Consider the following 20838-nt stretch of genomic DNA (forward strand, 5'->3'; position numbering starts at 1 on the left):
AAAAAAGGCTTTTATCGTCAAGGTAAAAACTCGGGAATGTATTTCTTTCCTCCTTTTATAATCTTAAATTCCTCGGGTAAAGAATTGATATTATTTAATATTCTCTTTCTAATATTATCTGTCTCTTCAAAGTCTCTTATGATCTTACCTTGAGATATAAGAGGCTTTAAAAGAGGCTTTTTACCAGAAAGTAATTCTGAATTATGAAGTCTTACAGTATCGTTAAAATTTTCACTTCTCTGAACCTGTTTTGCACCTGGCATATTACCCACTTTAGCAATTGGTTTCCCATCTACTTCTACGATTTTTAATGCAAAATCTATAACTGGAGCATTAGCTACTCTTGTTCCAATTCCAAAAGCATCTACTAAGTCTCTGTATTTTTCTACTTCATACTCATCAAGACCCCCACTCAAAAATATCTGAATATTATTATAACCTCTTCTTGCAAATTCCCATCTAATATCTTTTATAAGATAAGAAAAATCCTTACTATCTATTCTTATACCTTGAAGCCTATCTTTCAAAGCTTCCAAAGCATTTAATGCACCTATAGTAGGAGAACCATAGGTATCTACAAGGGCAATTCTTGGTATTTTAGGATCTACATATCGATCAAAAGCTGAAAAAGCTTCTTTTTCGTCTCCTATAACCAAAATTAATGCATGAGGCATAGTACCAACAGGAGTTTTATAAATATACTTTGCCCCTAACACATTAGATACTCCATCAAATCCAGACACATATGTGGCATACTCTACCACTGGAGCTAAAAATGGATGTTGTCTTCTGGTCCCAAAACTATATATCTTTTTGTTTCCTGCTGCAATTCTTACACGTGCTGATTTTGTCGCGATACCTGACATGAAACAGATAAACCCTAATATAGCCGTTTCATACCTTGCAAAATCTCTATATTTTCCCCTTATTTGGAGCACAGGCTCATAAGGGAAGAATATCTCTCCCTCTTCCATGGCATAAACATCCACTGGAAGACCTTCTAAAAGCTTTGCTACTTCATATATTCCAAGAACTATTCCAAACTGATAGTTTTCATCAGGAAAACTTTTTGTAAAAAGTTCCATCACTACTTGTGGATTTTTATTTAAGCCATCTAATACCTCTTCAGTCCTTAAAAAATAGGCATCAGTACATAAACCACTCTTTATTTCTTCTGGTCTTGCAATCAAAAATTCTTTCAATTTATCTCCTCCCATTTTTCTATAAATTCTTGAGTTGTATATATCTTTGCATTATGAATATCTTTCATATATTTTAAAGCTCTTTCATGCTCTTCGGGGACAAAAGATGCTGTGGCATCGGAAATAACAATCACCTCAAATCCTCTAAAAAAGGCATCAGCAGAATTGTGAAGTACACATATATGGGTGCTTGTACCTGTAAGTATCACTGTATCCACATTATGTTTCTTTAAAACATCTTCAAGATCTGTTTTATAAAAACCGCTATAAACTTTTTTCTTTATTACATAATCTTGAGGAGAAGGGGCAAGTTCAGGTATTATCTCAGAACCTTTATCTCCTTCCATGGCATGTTTTCCCCATAAGGAAAGCTCTTTATCCTCCTCAGAATGAGAATCTCTTAAATAGATAACAGGTATATTTTTCTCATGAGCCTTTTCAATAAGAAGCTTAATATTAGGAACTATCTCTTGAGCATATGGATTACCAAACTTTCCTGTAACAAAATCTACTACCATATCCACTATAATTAAAGCAGGACGCATCATACTCCCCCTTTCTATTCTCTTTGATTTCTATTATAACAATAACAATAAAAAATATAAATAAAGAAGGAAGGCCTCTATAGACCTTCCTTCAAGAATGATCTAAAAATTAGAAAATTAAAATCCTATTTCTTCCCCTTCATGAAATACCAAATGAGAAGAATAATCACAATAACTATTAATACCCACCAATACCACGCCATCTTATCTTCCCCCCTTTCTATAAGGACAAACTATATATAAGTTTATTCCTTATCTTCCCATATGTCAACCCACACTTTTCTATACCTTGGTCCATCAAACTCAGCAAGGAAAACCCCTTGCCAAGTTCCAAGCTTAAGCTTCCCTTCCCTCACAAACAGAAAAGTATTAGCTCCTACAATGGTACTCTTAATATGAGCAGGAGAATTTCCTTCAGCATGAGCATAGGGAATGTTAGAGGGAACTATCTTATCATAAGTAGATATAATATCTCTCACCACACTGGGATCATAATTTTCATTTATTAATATTCCTGCTGTAGTATGAGGGACAAAAATGAAACAAATTCCATTTTTTACATTACTTTTCTTTATAGCTTCTTCAATCTTATCTGTTATATCTACAAGAGCCACCTTTTGAGGAGTAGATACAGAGATTTCGTAAAACATAAGCCTGCTTTCCTCCCTTCTTTTTATTTTTCCTATTTTTTCATTATAATAAATATTAGGAAGATTTAGAAATATAAAAGTTTTAGGAGGTGTAATAAAAAATGGGAAATGAATGGAAAGGAAAACTTATTAAGATAGATGATTATAGATATATGATACCTGAGGATTATAAGCCTTTTATGAAGGTACCGGGGATTATATTTGCTGATGAAAAATTAATGGAAGATATCGTTAAAGACCAATCTCCAGAACAAGTAGCCAATGTTGCATCACTACCTGGCATACTAAAATATTCTTTAGCTATGCCAGATATCCATTGGGGATATGGATTTCCTATAGGTGGAGTGGCAGCTATGAAGAAAAAGGGAGGGGTTATTTCTCCAGGAGGTGTAGGATACGATATAAATTGCGGTGTAAGATTGATAAGAACTAATCTATCAAAAGAAGATGTTTTACCAAAGATAAGAGAGTTGGTAGATGAGCTTTTTGATAAGATACCAGCTGGTGTAGGCTCAGAAGGAGATCTGAGGGTAAAAGGTAAAGAACTTGATGAGGTACTTGAAAAAGGTGCTCAATGGGCTGTAAAACAGGGTTATGGATGGAAAGAAGATTTAGAACATATAGAAGAAAGAGGAAGACTAACATATGCAGATCCAGATAAGGTATCCAAAAAAGCAAAGGAAAGAGGAGAGTATCAATTAGGTACTTTGGGCTCAGGAAACCACTTCTTGGAAATTCAGGTAGTTAGCAGAGTTTTCGAGCCAGAAATAGCTGACAAGTTAGGAATCTTTTCAGATCAGATAGTAATTATGGTACATACAGGATCTCGTGGTCTTGGACACCAGGTAGCAGAAGAATATATCAGAGTAATGTCTAATGCCATGAGAAAATATGGCATTGAAGTACCTGATAAACAACTTGCTTGTGCTCCCTTTGATTCTCCTGAAGGTCAAGATTATTTCTCAGCCATGTCTTGCGCAGCCAACTTTGCTTGGGCAAATAGACAAATGATAACCCACTGGGTGAGAGAGGTATTTGAAAAAGTATTTAGGGAGGGGGCTGAATCCTTAGGAATGAGGCTTATTTATGATGTGGCCCACAATATTGCCAAATTAGAGGAACACGATATTGATGGAAAAATAGAAGAGGTAATAGTACATAGGAAAGGAGCTACAAGAGCCTTTCCAGCAGGACATCCAGACCTTCCAGAAGATTACAAGGATATAGGTCAGCCAGTGATAATACCTGGAGATATGGGAAGATCTTCTTTTCTTCTTATAGGTCTTCCTAAGGCAATGGAAATCTCCTTTGGATCTACTTGCCACGGAGCAGGAAGAACCCAAAGCAGAAGTAAGCTTTTAAAAAGTGGCTTAAGAGCTTCAGATATTGAAAGAGAGCTACTTGAAAGAGGGATTATAGTAAAAGCAGCATCTAAGGCTTCTATAGTAGAAGAGGCTTCAGAAGCTTACAAAAATGTAGTAGATGTGGTAAATGTAGTACATAACGCAGAAATTTCAAAAAGAGTTGCTCAGATGAAACCATTAGCTGTAATTAAAGGATAAAAAGGAGGGAAGGACATAAGTGTCCTTCCCCTTTAAAATAGTTTCCTCAAAAACTCATAGAAAGCCCTACTCTATGGTAAAATCCTCCCAAGTTTAAAGAGTATAAAATAGCATAATCAATTACTATATTATCCTTTTTAAAACCAAGGCCAAAAGTAGGAGAATCTACATTCCATCCTAATCTCACATATATGACTTTCCTAAACAAATATTCCCCACCAATCTGGAAACTTAAAGATGGAATACTAACATTTCCAGATACTACTAAATTTTCTGATTGATATGAAAGCCCAACCTTGATATTTGGTTTTATTGGTTCATCATAAGATTCTGTTCCATCAGACCATGACACATTATTATAAAGATTATAAACTACAGCTCCAATTTTAACTTGAGGAGTAAGTTTAAATATTACTCCTAAATCTATACCAAAGCCTTCTGAATTATAAGGAGATGGTAAAACTGCCCACATTCTTTTTATATTCATTCCTACAGAAAGATTAGAAAACAAAACTTTACCTATAGAATAGGCTAACACATTCTCAGAATAGGGTACTCCTAATTCTTCATCAGGAGAAATTCTACTATAATATAATGCACTTGCCCACATTCCCTTATCAGGTACAGCAAAGGATATAATAGTTCCCGTTATGTTAGGTCCGCTAAATCCAAGGTTTTCTGGATTTAAACCCAAATAATTATAGGCCATAAAAAATTGAGAGTTATAAAGCCTTGCAATTGAGGCAGGATTATATGTAACACCATTAATATCTCCATCTATTGCTATAAAAGCACCTCCCATACCCATAGCCCTTGGACTCCATGAAAGATAAGGTCCTTCAGAAAAACCCCCATAGGTCTGAGCATAAGATACAGAAGATAAAATTGTTATAGCTAAAATAAGAAACACTATTTTTCGCATTTTAACTCTCCTCCTAAAAATTATCACTTAACTACAACAAATCCCTTAAATTTATATTTAATCGCCCCATTTGACTCTTTAATTGTAATCTTTACGAGATAATAGCCATTAGGCACTAATCTACCTAAATTGTCCTTACCATCCCATGTTACAGTATCTTGAGCTTGCACACTATTAAAAGTTCTACTATATATGGTCTTTACCAATGTACCGTTCATACTGTATATATCTATTTTAACCTCTGATATATTTCCAAAAGAAGCCTGTACTTGGAAATCTATTCTAAGTAACCCTTTCTTAGGAGAAAAGATAGATGGCGTTACAATAACATCTCCAGAAGCAGTTGGAGAAGCTTCTAAATTTAAGGTAAAAGTATAGGTATCATCTACAGAGTTACCAGTATTATCTGTAGCCCTTAAGATTACAGTATAAATGCCTTTAGTCCATGTATAAGAAGTAGTATTTACAGTAAGAGTAGCTGTACGAGAATCTGAGGAAATCTGATATGTATATGTCCCAATTTCCATTCCATTAGGATCTCTAAGCTTTATGTATGTCTTATAAATGTTAGTATCAATTCCAGTAGTATTATCTTTTACTACCACTGATACTTGAGAGGGCGGTAATACGAGTATAGCATTCTTTGTAGGATAGGTACTTTCTATATAAGGTTTACTCATGTCTAATGTAAAGGAAGTATAGGTGATAGTATAATTTCCTGCCATATCATATAGAGTTATAGCCATATTATAAACTCCGTCTTGAGCCAAAATATCAGATGATATAGGTACTACAAGTAGGTTCTTATCAGATAAAGTAGGATCAAAAGCTAAAGAAAAATTACCTATGGGTGTAACTAAGTTTATTCCAGACTTTGTAATATCAATTCCTGTACCTGTATCTATATATTTTACTTCTATTTTTTCAACTTTTGATACATTGCCAGTTGGCAAGACTGAAATTATAACGGGACGGCTCAAATCTATTGTAATTTTTGTGGTAGTAAAGAAAGGATTCCCAAGAAGATCGGTAAGTCTTATAGTTAGATAATAATCTCCTTCTGTAAGATTATAGCCTGAAGGGATATTTAATATTAGAGTTGCATTATTAGGAGTAGTAGAGGTATAGGTATAAGTTCCAGCTATTTCAGGCCCTGCTATGATAGTACCAGATGCTGAGGAAATTTTTACAAAGGTTTTTACAGGAGATAAATCTATTCCGACACCAGCATCCCCAACTGATACTTGAATTTGAGTAAATGTATAGTTTAGGGTAGTAGAATTTAAAGAAGAATTTATAACATAAGGTGGGGTCGTATCTAATAAAAAGGTGGATGTGGTAAATGTAGAATTTCCAGCTTTATCTATTAAATAGATGCCCATATTATATATTCCATCAATCATATTTATAGATGAAGGTATATCAGCTACAGCTAATATAGATGTGGTTTTATCTTTATTAAATAATATTTTTTGAGAATTTCCATTTGGAGTAAAGAGTTCAATATAAGAGCCTACAGGAGAATAAGGATAATTATCCCAAAGATTTAAACCAGATCCTTCATCCTTATAATTAACTCTTATCTCCGATGTCCCAATTATAGCCCCTTTAGGCTCTACATCTATAAATTGGGGGGAAGAATTATCTATAATAAAACTTGAAGTTACCAAGCTTCCTTTATTTCCCTTTTTATCTATTGGTTCTACTTCTATAGTATAATGTCCAGTTGTAAGAGCACTAGCAAATGTCCAATAAATTGTATCATGACCATTATGAGATTGAATTCCCCCTACATATCTTCCAATATTATCTCTTACCCTTATAGCAGATTTTTCTAAATCTGGACCAATACCTCCTCCATCATCTAAAATAGCAAAAACACTGGATATATTACTCACTAAAGATCCCGAAGATGGATATATTGAGAGGACTTTAGGAGGAGTTATATCTTCTGGTACAACTATAACTTCTCCTAAAGTGATATTTGTTATTAAAGGTTTTAGGGGAACATTAATAACAGTATTACTGGTAGAATCTATGATAGTATATATTGGCTCTAAAATAACTTTATAATTTCCTGGAGGATTTCCCACAATCTTATAATACCAAGTAGTTAGATCTTCCGGTTTCTCTTTAACAAGCTCTAAATCCTTTTCACCATACCAATAAAATGTTGCAGGACTTGTTACATTCTCAAAAGCCATAGTTCTTACCACATTGTTATTACCATCAACAACAGATATTTTCACATTTGTCAAAGATGCTGTATAAGGATTTATGTCAAAGCTTAGAGCTATACTACCTATGGTTATACCTTCTTGATCAAGATAAAAAGATGGATCCCTGTTAAATTCATTCCCATAGGTGTCTGTAAAAGGTTTGGTATACGTAGCCTTATAAAATGGTTTATTCGGATCTAACATAGAACAAAAAGGATTAGGTGTTCCTATAAGATTAGAAACTTCCACATCAGGAATATCTAAGATCAATTTACTAGATGCTGTATTAACATTTCCTGCATAATCAGTAGCAGTTATAGTGTAAGTAATTACTCCTTCCTTAGCTAGGGAACTCCCAAAATAGCCATCCCATTCCACATTATATGTACCAGGTGCTGTGCAAACTTTTCCATTCCAATCAAGTAATGTATAAGTTGCATTATTAATATCTCTAAGAGTAACTGTTACTGTAGCATATTCACTTATATAAAATGATATATAAACTTTGTCTCTAAAACCATCCCCATCAGGAGAAAATGGATTAGGAGACGCAGAGAGATTCTCAATAGATGGTTTTGTCCTGTCAGCTTTAACAGAAACAATAGGAGAAGTATATGTTGTCCCTGATACTTTAGTTGCTACAACATAACTATATAAAACGCCATCTGTGGTATTTGTATCTGTGTATACATTAGAAGTTACAGTAAAGTATGTATAAGATGGATATGGATTTCCATCACCTTCAATTCTATAAATTGTATAACTTGTAGCTCCAGAAACAGCATTCCATCTTAATTCGATACTTCCCCCAGGTAGGGGTTTTGGATAACCGGATTGCCAAGTAATAGTTTGAGCTAAAGTATAATCAATAATTAAAAATAAAAAAATTGTTAAAAATAAAACTTTTCTATACATAAATCCCTCCCCTAATTATTCTCAATCTTAAGAATTTGTTGATATTATATCACAAAAATCCTTATTAACCCCATTAAACTTCTTTAATCCTTTACACTTCCTTGCTTTTTCTGATATAATAAAAACAAGAGATTATAAGTTTTTTAAAAATCTTTGTAAGAGGGGAGAGAAATGGAAAATAAAAAAATCAGTGTGAAAGAATTCCTGGACGTTATTAAGGGAAGTCCTATTATTGCCGCTGTTAGAGAAGAGGAAAGACTTCCTCAAGCTCTTCAAAGTAAATCAAAGGTCTTATTTTTGTTAAAAACAAATGTCCTAACTTTACCCAATATTGTACAAGAGATAAAAGCTCATAATAAATTAGTATTTATCCATTTAGATTTATTAGAGGGTTTGGCACAAGACAAATATGCTTTAAGATATTTGGGAGATGTGGTAGGAATAGATGGGGTTATTACCACAAGATCCAATTTAATACAGCAAGCAAAAGCAGAAGATTTGATAGCCATACAAAGATTCTTTGTACTTGATTCTTCCGCCTTAGCCACCGGTGTAAAGATCATGCAAACAGCAGAACCTGATCTTGTAGAAATCCTTCCTGGAATCATCTTTATTCATTTAGGAGAAGAGCTAAAAAGTCAGATTCCATACCCATTAATTGCAGGAGGATTAATAAGAACTCCAGAAGAAGCAAAGGAAATTCTTGCAGCAGGAGCAACAGCTATATCTACAACTTCTTTCACTTTGTGGAATCTTTAGTCTCTAAGAATAATTGGAGAGCTCTTTTCTTATAAGAGTTTAAAAGAAGAGCATATTTAATCTCTTCGCGGGTTTCTTTATCTGGGGTTTCTTTTAGTTTCTCTCTTAGCTCTTTTTCTTCCTTTTCTAAAGTATGAAAATCAATTTTCTCTATCATCTCTGCGTTATCGGTAATAACATATGCCTTATCTCTAATAAACTCCATAAATCCTTTACCTACTACAAAATAAGAAGATCCTTTATCAGTTTTTGAAATAAGAATTCCTGGGATAATTCTTGCCAATGTATTTACATGTCTTGGTAAGATTCCAATCATGCCATCCTCTACCGGTACAATAATGGAATTTACATATCCCCTATATATTACTTTTACTGGTGTTACAATCTCTAAATATACTTCCTTCTTAACATCTTCTTTCATGGCTAATACATGAGAGCACCATGCTCTTCAGCTTTTTTCTTGGCATCTTCTAAAGTACCAACCATATAGAAAGCATCTTCAGGGAGATCATCCAATTCTCCCTCAACAATAGCCTTAAAACCTTCAATAGTCTTCACTCTTGGTACATAGACCCCTGGTATATTTGTATAATGGGCTGCAACAAAAAGAGGCTGAGATAAGAAAAGTTGTACTTTTCTTGCTCTATTTACTATAATTCTATCCTCTTCAGAAAGTTCTTCCACTCCCAATATGGAAATAATATCTTTAAGACTTTCATAATGTTGTAATATCTCTACTACTTTTTTTGCCACCTCTGCATGCTCATATCCTACAAACTTTGGCTCTAATATTTGAGAAGAAGAAGCAAGAGGATCCACTGCAGGATAAATACCCATTTCTGCAATACTTCTTGAAAGGACAAGGGTAGAATCAAGATGAGAAAAGATAGTAGCAGGAGCTGGATCACTTAAATCATCTGCAGGAACATAAACTGCTTGGACAGCTGTAATAGAACCAGTATCTGTAGATAAAATTCTTTCTTCCACTTCACCAAGCTCTGTAACAAGAGTAGGTTGATAACCTACAGCAGAAGGAATTCTTCCTAACATTGAAGAAACTTCAGACCCAGCTTGAACATAACGGAAAATATTGTCCATAAGAAGTAGTACATCTTTACCTAAATAATCCCTAAAATATTCAGCAATAGTTAGAGCAGTGAGAGGTACTCTCATTCTAACTCCAGGGGGTTCATTCATCTGCCCAAAAATAAGAGCTGCCTTAGATAAAACCCCTGATTCCTTCATCTCTAACCACAATTCATTCCCTTCACGAGATCTTTCTCCTATACCTGCAAAAACTGATATCCCACCATGAGCTACTGCTACGTTATGTATTAATTCCATAATTAATACTGTCTTTCCAACCCCAGCACCACCAAAAAGTCCTATTTTACCACCTTTGGGGAAGGGTGTAAGTAAATCTATCGCCTTTATTCCTGTTTCAAGGATAGCATAGGAGGGTTGTACTCTCCTAAACTCAGAGGCTGACTTTATTATAGAGGATAATTCTCCTTCAATCTTATCTCCCCCATCTATTGGCTCACCAAAAACATTAACTACTCTTCCTAAAATATCTTCTCCTACTGGTACTCTTATAGGATGAAAGGTCCTTTTCACCATAAGACCTCTTCTTATACCTTCTGTAGAACCTAAAGCCACTGTTCTCACTTTTCCTTCCCCTAAAAGAATTCTTGTTTCAAGAATAAGCTTTTCCTTCTTGACTGGGTTCTCTACTTCTAGAGCTTCATATATGCTGGGTAGATCATATTGGAAATAAACATCAACAACAGGACCATTTACAGCCACAACTTTTCCTTCCAAATCATTTCACCTCTTTTTCTAAAGTTTCCATACTGGAAGTTATATCTAAAAGCTCTCTGGTAATTTGCGTTTGTCTGACTTGGTTTAGCTGAAATAACAATCTTGAGTATACCTTTTGTGCATTCTCATGTGCTCTTTTCATGGCAAATCTTCTAAAAGCTTGTTCACTGGCTGCTGAATCAAGAATTATCTGGTGAATTTGAGTCTCTATTATGTCATTAAGAAGAGGATCTAATATGGAAGATAAGGAAGGCAAAAATATAAAAAATTCTTCTTTTTTATTTTCCAAATTTATAGGAATCATAGGAAGAATTCTATGTACTTTAACCTCTTGTCTCACAATATTTATAAAATCAAAATGAATAACATAAAGCTCATCTATCTCTTCTTCAAGAAAATCATTAATAAGTTCTCTTGCAAGAACCCGAGCATGGGAGAAGGATGTATCCTCTAAAAATTTTAAGTAGGTTTTCTTAATATTTAGCTTTTTCTGAGAAAGATACCTTTTAGCATAAGACCCAATTACATAAAAGTTTAAGTTTTGAAGCTTTCTATTATTTAAAAATTTTTCCAAAGCATCTATAATTTGTAAATTATAACTTCCACAAAATCCAAGATCAGATGTAACAACTAAGATTCCTGTTTTGAATATAGGTCTTTCTTTTATAAAAGGATGATTCAAATACTCATCAGGAATTCTAACAACCATCTCTTCTAATATCCTATAAAGCTCTTCTGTGTAAGGCTTCAATCTTAAAGCTTTATCCTGTAGAGCCCTAATCTTTACCATACTTAGGGTTTCCATAGAATGGATAATATGAGTTATATTTTGTATGGTCTTTACTTTACGCCTGAGTTGTTGTAAGGTTGGCATATTCTTTTTGAAATTCCTGAAATGTAGTATGAAGTTGATAAATTATTTGATCTGATAATTCTAATTGCTGTCTTAGTAAAACCAATAGAGACGAAGCCTTAAGTTTTAGATAAGCAATATATTTAACTACCACATCCTTAACTTTTTCTACAGGATAAGAGTCCAGAAATCCACCATTAGCAAGATAAAAGGTTATAATTTGTTCTTCTATTGGCTGTACCTCATGAGCACCTTGTTTAAGAATTTCCTCAATTCTTTTGCCTCTTTCTATCTTTTTCTGAGTAGCCATATCAAGTTCTGTACCAAATTCAAGGAACATTGCATATTCCCTATATTGAGCAAGATCAAGTCTTAATCTTCCAGCAACTTGTCTCATTCCTCTTGGTTGAGCAGAACCACCTACCCTTGATACCGAAAGTCCCACATTTATGGCAGGACGAATTCCTGAATTAAATAAAGATGTATCAAGATAGATTTGTCCATCAGTTATAGATATGAGATTTGTAGGAATATAAGTTGCAATTTCTCCTGCTAAGGTTTCTGCAATTGGTAAAGCAGTAAGAGCTCCTCCACCTAATCTTTTATTTAATTTGGCAGCTCTCTCTAAAAGATGAGCATGAAGATAGAAAATATCCCCAGGATAAGCCTCTCTTCCAGGTGTTCTTCTCAATAGTAATGCTATTTCTCTGTAAGTATTAGCATGTTTTGTAAGATCATCATAAACTACAAGTACCTTTTCCCCTTGATGCATAAAATACTCACCCATGGCACATCCTGCCATAGGAGCAATATATCTTAATGCGGGTGCTTCATCAGGAAAGGTTGCTATTACTATAGTATGGGAGAGAGCATCATATTCTCTCAGAGTTTGCACAAGCCTTGCAATATTTGTCCTTTTTTGAGCAATAGCTACATAAATACAGATGGTGCCATAATTCTTTTGATTTATAATAGTATCAATAGCAATTGTAGTTTTTCCAGTCTGTCTATCCCCTAATATTAGCTCTCTTTGCCCATGTCCAATAGGAATTAAAGCATCTATCGTTCTTATACCTGTATACAAAGGCTCTTTTACAGGCTCTCTATCAAAAATACTTGGCGCTTCCCTATCAACAGGCATATATGTCTCAGGAAAAATAGGCCCACCATCATCTAATGGATCTCCAAGAGGATCTATTACTCTTCCCAAATATCCCCTACCAACTGGCACTTGTAATATTTTACCAGTGGAGTATACTATATCTCCTTCTTTTACATATTCGTCTTTTCCAAAAAGAACTATTCCAACTGTATCTTCTTTCAAACTAAGTACAAGACCCTCAACCCCAGATTCGAAGACAACCATCTCTCCTATAAAAGCTGAGTTCAAAAGCGTAGCCCGTACTACTCCATCCCCCACACTTTTTACATAACCAATATTAGATATTCTTGGAGAAAAATCATATTCTTTTAATTTTTCTTCAATTCTTTCTATAGGAAAGCGTAATATTTCCCCCCTCATATATTCTCAACCTCTTTTAGGGATTCATAAATTTGTGAAAGATGATACTCTAAGGAATTATCAATAAGAAATTCTCCTATCAATAATTTAAAACCAAGACCTATATTAGGATCTACCTCAAAAGAAAGTTTATAACCTCCTGGAAGAATTGACCTCAATTTTTCTTCAATCTGAGCTTTCAAAGAGGGTTTAACATTATCTGAAGAAATAAATTTAACTTCCTCCAAATTATTTGGTTTTACCTGAGAAATTACTAAATTAACATCATTAACGAATTTAATTATAAGGAGTTCTTCCGTACCTTCTGGTAAGAATCTTCTGAAGAATTCCTTTATAATAATCTTGGATAGATCCAAAATCTCTTTTTTAGCTATCTCCAAGGCTCTTTTTCTTTCTGCCATCGATATTTCATGAGCTCTTATAATAATTCTCTCTGCTTCTTCTTCTGCCTTCTGGAGTATATCCCTTTTCATCTTCTCAGCAGTATCCACTGCCTCTTGGATAATTTTAGATGCCTCCTCTCTTGCACGAGAAAGCTGTTCTTCCCTTTGTTTTTTCAATTCTTCTGCCTCTTTTAATTTAGTCTCTGCCTCTAAAATTGCACTTTCTATCTTTTGTTTTCTTTCATTCATTATCCTAATGATAGAACCTAAAAGATATCTCTTAACTAGCCAGGCAAGAGCAATCAGGTTTACAATAGTAGATATTATAGTAAGAAGACTAAATGAAAACATATTTTTCCCTTCTTAATTTATGAGATTTTTCCCAAAAGAGGATTTGCAAAAAGAAGTATAAGAGCTACAGTTAATGTAAATATCATAATAGTCTCAATAAAGGCAAGGGCAAAAAGAAGCATACGGTTAATTTGATCAGCAGCCTCTGGTTGTCGAGCCACACTTTCAAAAGCACTTGCAGCTGCATTTCCCTGAGCCTTTGTAGCATTCATACCTACTAATGCAACAGAAAAACCTGCTGTAACAATAGAAACAATAATTACCCATACGATCATATTCTTTACCTCCTTTACTCTTCTAATGCTGCTGCAAGATATGCAGCGCTAAGGCTTGTAAATATAAAAGCTTGAATAAATCCCATAAACATATTCAAGGCCATAATAGGTACAGGAACAATCAAAGGTGCAAGAATAGTAATTATTCCAAGAACAATATGTTCACCCGAGATATTTCCAAAAAGTCGCAGTGCAAGAGATACAGGGCGGGTTATCTGCTCAAGGATATTTATAGGAAGAAATAGGATAGAAGGAGAGATAAAACTCTTAAAATATTCTATTCCCTTCTCTTTGAAGGCTGCATATTGAATATACAAAATAGTACCTATAGCAAGACCTGCTGTTACATTAATATCGGATGTAGGAGAAGTAAAACCCGGTATAAAGCCGGACCAATTTGATAAAAGGATGAATAAAAAAAGAGTCCCAAAAAAAGCAAGGTGTCTATCTGCTACATCCTCTGGTAAAAAACCAGTAATATATCTTTTGAACATTTCAACAAAAGTTTCAACAATATTTTCTTTAGTGGTAAGCTCTTCTCTGGGTTTATAACTAAACCAAAATAAAAGAGCAAGAACTATTAGAGATACAATCTGGAGGGATACGAAAGTGTTAGTAATAGGTATACCAAAGAGCTCTCCTATAATCCGAGGTCCTATTTCAGGCCCTTTTTCCATCCTTATTCCTCCAAGTTATTATCATCATATATCCTTGCCCTATTAAATAGCCAATTAAAAATAATATGATTCCTATAAAGCCAGCTCTCAAACTTAATAAAAAAGCCAAAATCAAAACCCCATATCTTTTTATTATACTTCTATTATATCCTCCTATTCCATACCTTTTTAAATCATAAGCTAACCAACAAAAAGTAATTATACTACCACATAATCCAAAAATCAAAGAGGATATTGGAGGATATAAAAAGAAGAAAACAAGTCCTATCAGTACTCCTATAAAGGCAATCTTCAAATATTTACCGTAGAAATCTAAAGATATCACGGAAACCCACCCATATTCCAAGAACTGTAAATCCTAGAAGAAAAACAGGTGATGTACCGAAAACTTTATCTAAATAATATCCTATAAAGATGCTAACCAATAAAGAACCAAGAAGCCCTGTTCCAAGGGCAAAAGTAAAATTAAATATCTCCCAAATGTTTTTAGGTTTCTTTTTATTCATTTTTTTTAAAATCAAAATCTTTTTATCTGTCTCAACGCCTCATAAACCACTATAGCTACTGAATTTGATAAATTTAAAGATCTAACTGGCCCAAACATGGGAATAGTTATTGAATTCTCCCAATATTTATTGACAATATCCTCTGGAATTCCTTCATCTTCAGACCCAAATATCAGATAATCTCCTTCTCTATACTCTACTTCAGTATAAAATTTATAGGCAGGAAATTCAACCAAGAAAAACCTTCCCTTTTTATTCTTCTCATAAAAATCTTCCCAACTCTTGTAAGTTTCGTAATCAAGATAACCCCAGTAATCAAGACCTGCCCTTTTTAAATATTTATCTGTCAAGGAAAACCCAAGCTTACCAACTAAATGAAGCTTAGAATTAGTTGCCACACATAACCTGCCAATATTACCAGTATTATAAGGTATCTGTGGTTCTATAAGTACTACATGGAGATTATGCTTCATTAACCTTTGAGAAGCTCCTCTACTATCTTTCTTATCCTTTCTCCTTCAGCCAATCCTTTTAATCCCGACATTGCTTCTTTCATAACCTTTCCCATATCTTTGATATTAGTAGCTCCAACTTTCTCTATTATTTCCTTAATCTTTATCCTTAATTCTTCATCTGAGAGCTCTGCTGGTACATATTCCTCTAAAATCTTTAATTCCTTCTCTTCTTTTTCAGCAAGATCAAGCCTCCCACCCTGCTTATACATTTCAATAGCTTCTCTTCTTTTTTTAAGCTCCTTCTTAATTACCTCTAACACTTCTCCATCATCTAATTCTTTACCCTTTTCTCTTAACTCAATTTCTCTATATTTAATTGCAGATCTTAAAGTGCTTAAAACTTCTGCCCTAAAATTATCTTTGTTTTTTAGAGCGATCATATAATCTTTCGTGATCTTTTCATAGAGCATTATTTTAATCCTCCTTCTCCAGTATTTCTATAATTTTAATCCAACCTCTTTTAGTATTTTCAGGGTTGTAACCACCACCGCCAAGTATCAATAGTTTTCCATTACACACCATATTTGAAAGATCTATTATTTCTTTTACAAATTTCCCATAACCTTCCACACTGTAATTTAAATGGGTAATTGGATCACCTGAAAGTCCATCTACTCCAGCTTGTAGAATTACAAAATCAACCTTAATTTCCCAAGCAAAATTTTTAATCTCTTCTAAAGCAAGTAAAAGCTCATCATCGGAAGCTCCAGGAAGCAAAGGAATATTCAACTTAGTACCAAAAGCATTTCCTTTTCCTCTCTCATCTCTTTTTCCTGTACCTGGATAGAGAAATCTACCATCTTCATGGACATCTGCAATGTATAGATGAGGATCTTCCACGTACTCGTAAAAAACCCCATCCCCATGATGGGCATCAATATCTATATAGAGAATATCTTGAATGTTATATTTTTTTCTCAAATACTCAATACCCACTCCAATATCATTGAATATACAAAAACCCGCAGCAGTATTTCTTCTTGCATGATGCAAACCTGCCATAGGTACAAAAACTCTTTTATATTTTCTCTCCATTATGAGATCTATCCCTTTTAAGGAAGAACCTACTACATAAGAGGCTGCCTCATAACAACCTAAAAAGGCAGGCGTATCTCCATAATCCAAATAACCCTCTCCTGTCTTTGATTTCTCAATCACAAAATCTACATATTCTTTTGTTTGAAAAAGTAGTAAATTATCATAGGAACTTATTTGGGGAGTTTCTCTTTTTATCAAAGTATCTCTTCTTTCTAATTCTTCCTTAAAGGATTCCAATCTTCTTCTATTCATAGGATGAGGTTCTGGAAAGGAATAGAGTAAAGATTCTTCTCCCCAGATAAAACTACTCTCTGTATTCTTCAATTTCTACCCCCCTTTTAGAAATATATTCCCTAAATTCCTTCTTTAAAGATATAGGTACCTTTACTTCCAAAACCACATCTTCGCCAAAATTCTCATTTATCTCACAAGAAAAATTTTTAATAAGTTCCCTCTTTATATTAGGGAAATCTTTATATGTAGCCTTAATTCTATAGTTGACAGTAACTATCTTTTTTACAATTTTAGCCTTTTCTATAGTTTTCTCCATTGTAAAACGGTAAGCATCAATAAGTCCTCTTACACCTAATTTAATCCCACCAAAATATCTCACCACAATACCTATTATATTATATAAATCTTTTTCTCTTAAGGCATTCAATATAGGAATTCCTGCTGTACCAGTAGGTTCTCCACCATCAGAAAAGTACTCTTCTCCCGTTACCTTTCTATAAGCATAACAATAATGGGTGGCATTTTTGTAGTTTTCTTTCACACCTTTTAATATATCAGAGGGATTTGTTTCCAATGGTTTTATTATGCCTATAAAAAGAGATCTTTGAATTTTTACTTCAAAGGTTTTTTCACTTTCAACTGTTAGATACTTTTCTACAAGATTCATTCGCTTCCAAGTATTATCTCTAACTCCCTTATCTTTTCGTTTCTTATAACCTTGAATATAACCTTACTGTTTGGCGGTGTATGACTCAAAAATCTATGTAAATCATCAATATTGTTTATTAATTCATTACCAGCCATAATTATTATATCACCACTTAGTAAGTTTCCCTTTTGAGCAGGGCTTGATGGAGCTACTCTTATAATATATACTCCACCTTCTTGCTTCAAATTTAACATATCCCTCAATTTTCTTGGGATTACTACACTTTGACCTATAATACCAAGATAACTTCTTCTTACCCTACCCTCCTTTATAAGAAGACCAGCTACCCATTTTGCAGTATTAACAGGAATAGCAAAACATATTCCTTGAGCACCCTGTATTATTGCTGTATTCACTCCTATAACTTTTCCATATATATCCACTAATGGTCCTCCAGAACTTCCAGGATTAAGGGATGCATCTGTTTGGATAATATTTTCCATAAGATGCCCACTATAACTTCTTAATGATCTCCCTAAAGCACTTATTACCCCACTGGTAACACTATGCCCAAATCCTAAAGGATTTCCTATGGCAAGAACAATCTGTCCTACCTTCAAAGCATCAGAATCCCCTAATTCCAAATAAGGAAGGTCTTTTTCAGGGATCTTAAGCACTGAAAGATCTGTTTGAGGATCTTCTCCCACAAGCTCTGCATTATATGATCTTCTATCTGAAAGAGTTATCTGAATTTTTGTAGCTTGGCGAGTAACATGGCTATTAGTAAGGATATATCCATCAGAAGTAAAGATAAAACCAGAGGCAAAGCCTTTAATCTCTTGAGGGCCAAAAAAGAATGGGATAAAAGTACTTTGACTTAGATCAATATTAACAACAGCAGGACTTACTTTTTCCACTACCCTTACCAAAGCATTAGAGTATGCTTCTAAAAATTTTTCATAGGCTTCCATCTTTTGAACCCCCTAAAATCCAATAATAAATCTTCCCTATACTTTTCTCTAAAACATCAAAATGATCTGTCTCCTGAAGTATTACAAAGGTAATGTTATTCCTTTTATATTTTTCTGCTATTTTAAATAATTCGTCCCTATTATAAAATTCATCCCTATCTCCCACCACCACAAGAGTAGGAACATACAGACTATCCCATATCTTCTTAACAGAATCTGGAAAGGCAGATTTAAAAAAGGCTAAAGAGTATTTATTAACTAAAAGTTTATCCTCCACTCCCTCAGGAAGATCCCATGAAATAATCCTAAAATGAGGGAATAAAAAAGATAAGAATTGAAATATTTTGGTAGTATTCTTTATTTTCAAAATATTATTACTATTAGTAGAGATCTTTTCTACTGGTAATCCACCAGATATTAGAATCAAACCTGCAGGATTTAAATTATACTCCATAAAGTATTTTAGGGTCAAAGCTGCTCCCATACTATGGCCACCTATGTAAACTGGTAAACCAGGATTTTCCATCCTTACAATCTCGTAAAATCTATACATATCTTCCGAAAGAGACTTAAAATCAGGGGAATCTCCTCTTCTTCCTTCTGACCTTCCATGTCCTCTTATATCAGGAAGATAAACCTTTATCCCTAAATCAGCCAAGGCTTTTGCAAAAGGGAGGTAATACTTACCATAAACAGAAATACCATGAATAAATATCAAAGTTGCCTTTGAATTATCCGTTTTTACTATTCTATATGCAATAGAAGTGCCATCATAGGACTTAAAATATAATACATCATCATCCATATTTTTTATTCTTTTAGCAAATTCTTGAAAATCTAAAGACAAACCACAACAAAGGAAAACTAATAAAAGGAATAATAAAATACAAAGTAATTTATTCCTCATACAGTAACTTTTCCTTATCCTCAACGATCTCTTGATTCTTTATTAGAGTCACAACTTTGTTAACATATTTCCTTTTATCACCAAGAAGAATAGCTCCAACAAGCTTATCATCCTTAAATATTAGCTTTCTATAAAAACCTTCTTTATTCTTATTAACCTTTATTTCATAAACTTCTCCTTCTGGATTAATCTCTCCAATAGAAGTAAGATCTATTCCTGTAACTTTCAAGGAATTAAGAGGAATAGTACCTTTATATTCCACTTTTCTTCCCATTATATTCTCTACAGCTACCCTGGCTTGCTCCAAACATGCTGGAATAATGCCATAAATTCTTCCTTGATGCTCTACACAGTCGCCCACAGCAAAAATTCCTTCCGCACTTGTTTCCATATAGTCATTTACAAATATTCCTTTATTTACTCCTATTCCCGAATTTTTTGCAAATTCCACATTGGGTATAATACCAGCAGAAATTATAAGTAGATCGCCATTTATTATTCTGCCATCTTCTAATTCAATCCCTACAAATTTTCCATTATTTTCTAATACTTTCTTTGCCTTTACTCCAAGATAAAAGCTAAAACCAAATTTAGATTGAATAATATTTTGAAGTACTTTACTACCTTCATCATCAAGCTGTCTAGGTAAAAGTCTTGGGAAAAACTCTAATCCAATAATTTTTAGACCTCTTTGATATAAAGCCCTTCCTGTCTCCAGACCTAAAAGGCCACAACCTAAAAGTATTGCTGTTTCTTTTCCCTTTATATAGGAAAGAATATTTAAGGCATCATCTAATGTTCTAAGGGTAAAAACACCTTCTACATTTATGTTTTCAAGAGGAGGTATTTGAGGTCTTGCTCCAGAAGCAATAAGCAGTTTATCATAATTGTATTTTCCCTTATTCGTTTCAACTTCTTTTTTAGCAATATCTATCCTTAATACTCTTTCCCCCAATATTACATTAATCTTTTTACTTTTGTACCAGTCGTCAGTATAAAAGAAAATTTCTTCTTTTTTAATATTTCCTGCTAAAAATTCTATAAGTTGTGGCCTTGCATAATAGGGATATTTTTCCTCAGAAATAACAATTACTTCAGATTCTTCATCCTTTTCTCTTATTAATTCTGCTGAAGTTATTCCTGAAACCCCGTTACCAATAATAAAATATTTCATAGTACTATAACTTATACTGGTTTGAACATACTTTTATCCGCACCACAAACAGGACATACCCAATCGTCTGGAATCTCTTCAAAAGGTGTTCCTGGTGGAATATTCCCATCAGGGTCTCCTTCCTCTGGATCATAAATGTACCCACATACTATACATCTATATTTTGTCATAAACTTAACCCCCTTATT

Annotated in this window: 24 protein-coding genes; 2 read left to right on the forward strand and 22 right to left on the reverse strand. The window is 33.8% G+C overall.

The features are described from left to right. Positions 1-17: 17 nt before the first annotated feature. The 3 genes from ACY3JJ_RS00740 to ACY3JJ_RS00750 form a co-directional block, all read right to left on the reverse strand. Positions 18-1202, reverse strand: coding sequence for a nicotinate phosphoribosyltransferase (locus ACY3JJ_RS00740; protein ID WP_463091908.1), 1185 nt, complete (start codon positions 1200-1202; stop codon positions 18-20). After that, entirely contained in the window at positions 1199-1747 is a 549-nt protein-coding gene (locus ACY3JJ_RS00745) for a cysteine hydrolase family protein (RefSeq protein ID WP_463091909.1), read from the reverse strand. The genes ACY3JJ_RS00740 and ACY3JJ_RS00745 overlap by 4 nt, the downstream gene beginning before the upstream one ends. 245 nt (positions 1748-1992) lie before the next feature. Beyond that, a complete protein-coding gene (locus ACY3JJ_RS00750) occupies positions 1993-2397 on the reverse strand; it encodes a secondary thiamine-phosphate synthase enzyme YjbQ (RefSeq protein WP_463091910.1) in 405 nt (134 codons plus the stop codon). 101 nt (positions 2398-2498) lie between these two features. Here ACY3JJ_RS00750 and ACY3JJ_RS00755 point away from each other — a divergent pair, with 101 nt between their 5' ends. Further along, positions 2499-3959 (forward strand): RtcB family protein, encoded by a 1461-nt coding sequence (locus ACY3JJ_RS00755; RefSeq protein ID WP_463091911.1) that lies wholly within the window; start codon positions 2499-2501, stop codon positions 3957-3959. 46 nt (positions 3960-4005) lie between these two features. On the opposite strand, the gene ACY3JJ_RS00760 is transcribed toward ACY3JJ_RS00755, so the two are convergent. Both ACY3JJ_RS00760 and ACY3JJ_RS00765 read right to left on the reverse strand, forming a co-directional pair. Further along, complete coding sequence (locus tag ACY3JJ_RS00760) at positions 4006-4881, reverse strand: PorV/PorQ family protein (protein ID WP_463091912.1); 876 nt, start codon at positions 4879-4881, stop codon at positions 4006-4008. A 23-nt stretch (positions 4882-4904) separates the two neighbouring features. Beyond that, positions 4905-8015, reverse strand: a complete 3111-nt coding sequence (locus ACY3JJ_RS00765; RefSeq protein WP_463091913.1) for a FlgD immunoglobulin-like domain containing protein — start codon at positions 8013-8015, stop codon at positions 4905-4907. A gap of 171 nt (positions 8016-8186) precedes the next feature. Here ACY3JJ_RS00765 and ACY3JJ_RS00770 point away from each other — a divergent pair, with 171 nt between their 5' ends. Continuing rightward, complete coding sequence (locus ACY3JJ_RS00770; protein WP_463082891.1) at positions 8187-8774, forward strand: glycerol-3-phosphate responsive antiterminator; 588 nt, start codon at positions 8187-8189, stop codon at positions 8772-8774. Here ACY3JJ_RS00770 and atpC read toward each other — a convergent pair. Genes atpC through rd form a run of 17 tightly spaced genes read right to left on the reverse strand, consistent with a single transcriptional unit; the run spans position 8755 to position 20820 of the window. Next, positions 8755-9195, reverse strand: coding sequence for an ATP synthase F1 subunit epsilon (gene atpC, locus ACY3JJ_RS00775; RefSeq protein ID WP_463091914.1), 441 nt, complete (start codon positions 9193-9195; stop codon positions 8755-8757). The genes ACY3JJ_RS00770 and atpC overlap by 20 nt on opposite strands. 2 nt (positions 9196-9197) lie before the next feature. Then, positions 9198-10595 carry a F0F1 ATP synthase subunit beta gene (gene atpD, locus ACY3JJ_RS00780; RefSeq protein ID WP_463091915.1) on the reverse strand — a complete coding sequence of 466 codons (1398 nt, stop codon included), beginning with the start codon at positions 10593-10595 and terminating at the stop codon, positions 9198-9200. A 1-nt stretch (position 10596) separates the two neighbouring features. Further along, positions 10597-11469 (reverse strand): ATP synthase F1 subunit gamma, encoded by an 873-nt coding sequence (atpG, locus tag ACY3JJ_RS00785; RefSeq protein ID WP_463091916.1) that lies wholly within the window; start codon positions 11467-11469, stop codon positions 10597-10599. Then, positions 11441-12970 carry a F0F1 ATP synthase subunit alpha gene (locus ACY3JJ_RS00790; protein ID WP_463091917.1) on the reverse strand — a complete coding sequence of 510 codons (1530 nt, stop codon included), beginning with the start codon at positions 12968-12970 and terminating at the stop codon, positions 11441-11443. The genes atpG and ACY3JJ_RS00790 overlap by 29 nt, the downstream gene beginning before the upstream one ends. After that, complete coding sequence (gene atpF / locus ACY3JJ_RS00795; protein ID WP_463091918.1) at positions 12967-13704, reverse strand: F0F1 ATP synthase subunit B; 738 nt, start codon at positions 13702-13704, stop codon at positions 12967-12969. Before atpF ends, ACY3JJ_RS00790 begins: the two co-directional genes overlap by 4 nt. Positions 13705-13721: 17 nt before the next feature. Further along, positions 13722-13979, reverse strand: coding sequence for an ATP synthase subunit c family protein (locus ACY3JJ_RS00800; RefSeq protein WP_463084930.1), 258 nt, complete (start codon positions 13977-13979; stop codon positions 13722-13724). Positions 13980-13993: 14 nt separating this feature from the next. Beyond that, complete coding sequence (gene atpB / locus ACY3JJ_RS00805; protein WP_463091919.1) at positions 13994-14656, reverse strand: F0F1 ATP synthase subunit A; 663 nt, start codon at positions 14654-14656, stop codon at positions 13994-13996. Beyond that, a complete protein-coding gene (locus tag ACY3JJ_RS00810) occupies positions 14640-14981 on the reverse strand; it encodes a hypothetical protein (protein WP_463091920.1) in 342 nt (113 codons plus the stop codon). The genes atpB and ACY3JJ_RS00810 overlap by 17 nt, the downstream gene beginning before the upstream one ends. Further along, positions 14956-15162 (reverse strand): AtpZ/AtpI family protein, encoded by a 207-nt coding sequence (locus tag ACY3JJ_RS00815; RefSeq protein ID WP_463082900.1) that lies wholly within the window; start codon positions 15160-15162, stop codon positions 14956-14958. Before ACY3JJ_RS00815 ends, ACY3JJ_RS00810 begins: the two co-directional genes overlap by 26 nt. An 11-nt stretch (positions 15163-15173) precedes the next feature. After that, positions 15174-15635, reverse strand: a complete 462-nt coding sequence (locus tag ACY3JJ_RS00820; RefSeq protein WP_463091921.1) for a tRNA (cytidine(34)-2'-O)-methyltransferase — start codon at positions 15633-15635, stop codon at positions 15174-15176. Then, on the reverse strand, positions 15635-16087 hold the full coding sequence (locus ACY3JJ_RS00825; RefSeq protein WP_463091922.1) for a GatB/YqeY domain-containing protein: 453 nt from the start codon (positions 16085-16087) through the stop codon (positions 15635-15637). The genes ACY3JJ_RS00820 and ACY3JJ_RS00825 overlap by 1 nt, the downstream gene beginning before the upstream one ends. Before the next feature lie 4 nt (positions 16088-16091). Further along, a complete protein-coding gene (locus ACY3JJ_RS00830; protein ID WP_463091923.1) occupies positions 16092-17039 on the reverse strand; it encodes an acetoin utilization protein AcuC in 948 nt (315 codons plus the stop codon). Beyond that, positions 17020-17616 (reverse strand): IMPACT family protein, encoded by a 597-nt coding sequence (locus ACY3JJ_RS00835; protein WP_463091924.1) that lies wholly within the window; start codon positions 17614-17616, stop codon positions 17020-17022. The genes ACY3JJ_RS00830 and ACY3JJ_RS00835 overlap by 20 nt, the downstream gene beginning before the upstream one ends. Next, on the reverse strand, positions 17613-18569 hold the full coding sequence (locus tag ACY3JJ_RS00840; protein ID WP_463091925.1) for a S1C family serine protease: 957 nt from the start codon (positions 18567-18569) through the stop codon (positions 17613-17615). The genes ACY3JJ_RS00835 and ACY3JJ_RS00840 overlap by 4 nt, the downstream gene beginning before the upstream one ends. Beyond that, the gene (locus ACY3JJ_RS00845) at positions 18556-19476 is read right to left on the reverse strand and encodes an alpha/beta hydrolase (RefSeq protein WP_463091926.1); all 921 of its coding nucleotides are present in this window, start codon (positions 19474-19476) and stop codon (positions 18556-18558) included. The genes ACY3JJ_RS00840 and ACY3JJ_RS00845 overlap by 14 nt, the downstream gene beginning before the upstream one ends. Next, positions 19466-20650 (reverse strand): NAD(P)/FAD-dependent oxidoreductase, encoded by a 1185-nt coding sequence (locus ACY3JJ_RS00850; RefSeq protein ID WP_463091927.1) that lies wholly within the window; start codon positions 20648-20650, stop codon positions 19466-19468. Before ACY3JJ_RS00850 ends, ACY3JJ_RS00845 begins: the two co-directional genes overlap by 11 nt. Before the next feature lie 11 nt (positions 20651-20661). After that, positions 20662-20820, reverse strand: coding sequence for a rubredoxin (rd, locus tag ACY3JJ_RS00855; RefSeq protein ID WP_463091928.1), 159 nt, complete (start codon positions 20818-20820; stop codon positions 20662-20664). Positions 20821-20838 lie beyond the last annotated feature (18 nt).

The organism is Dictyoglomus sp. DH, assembly GCF_055181375.1.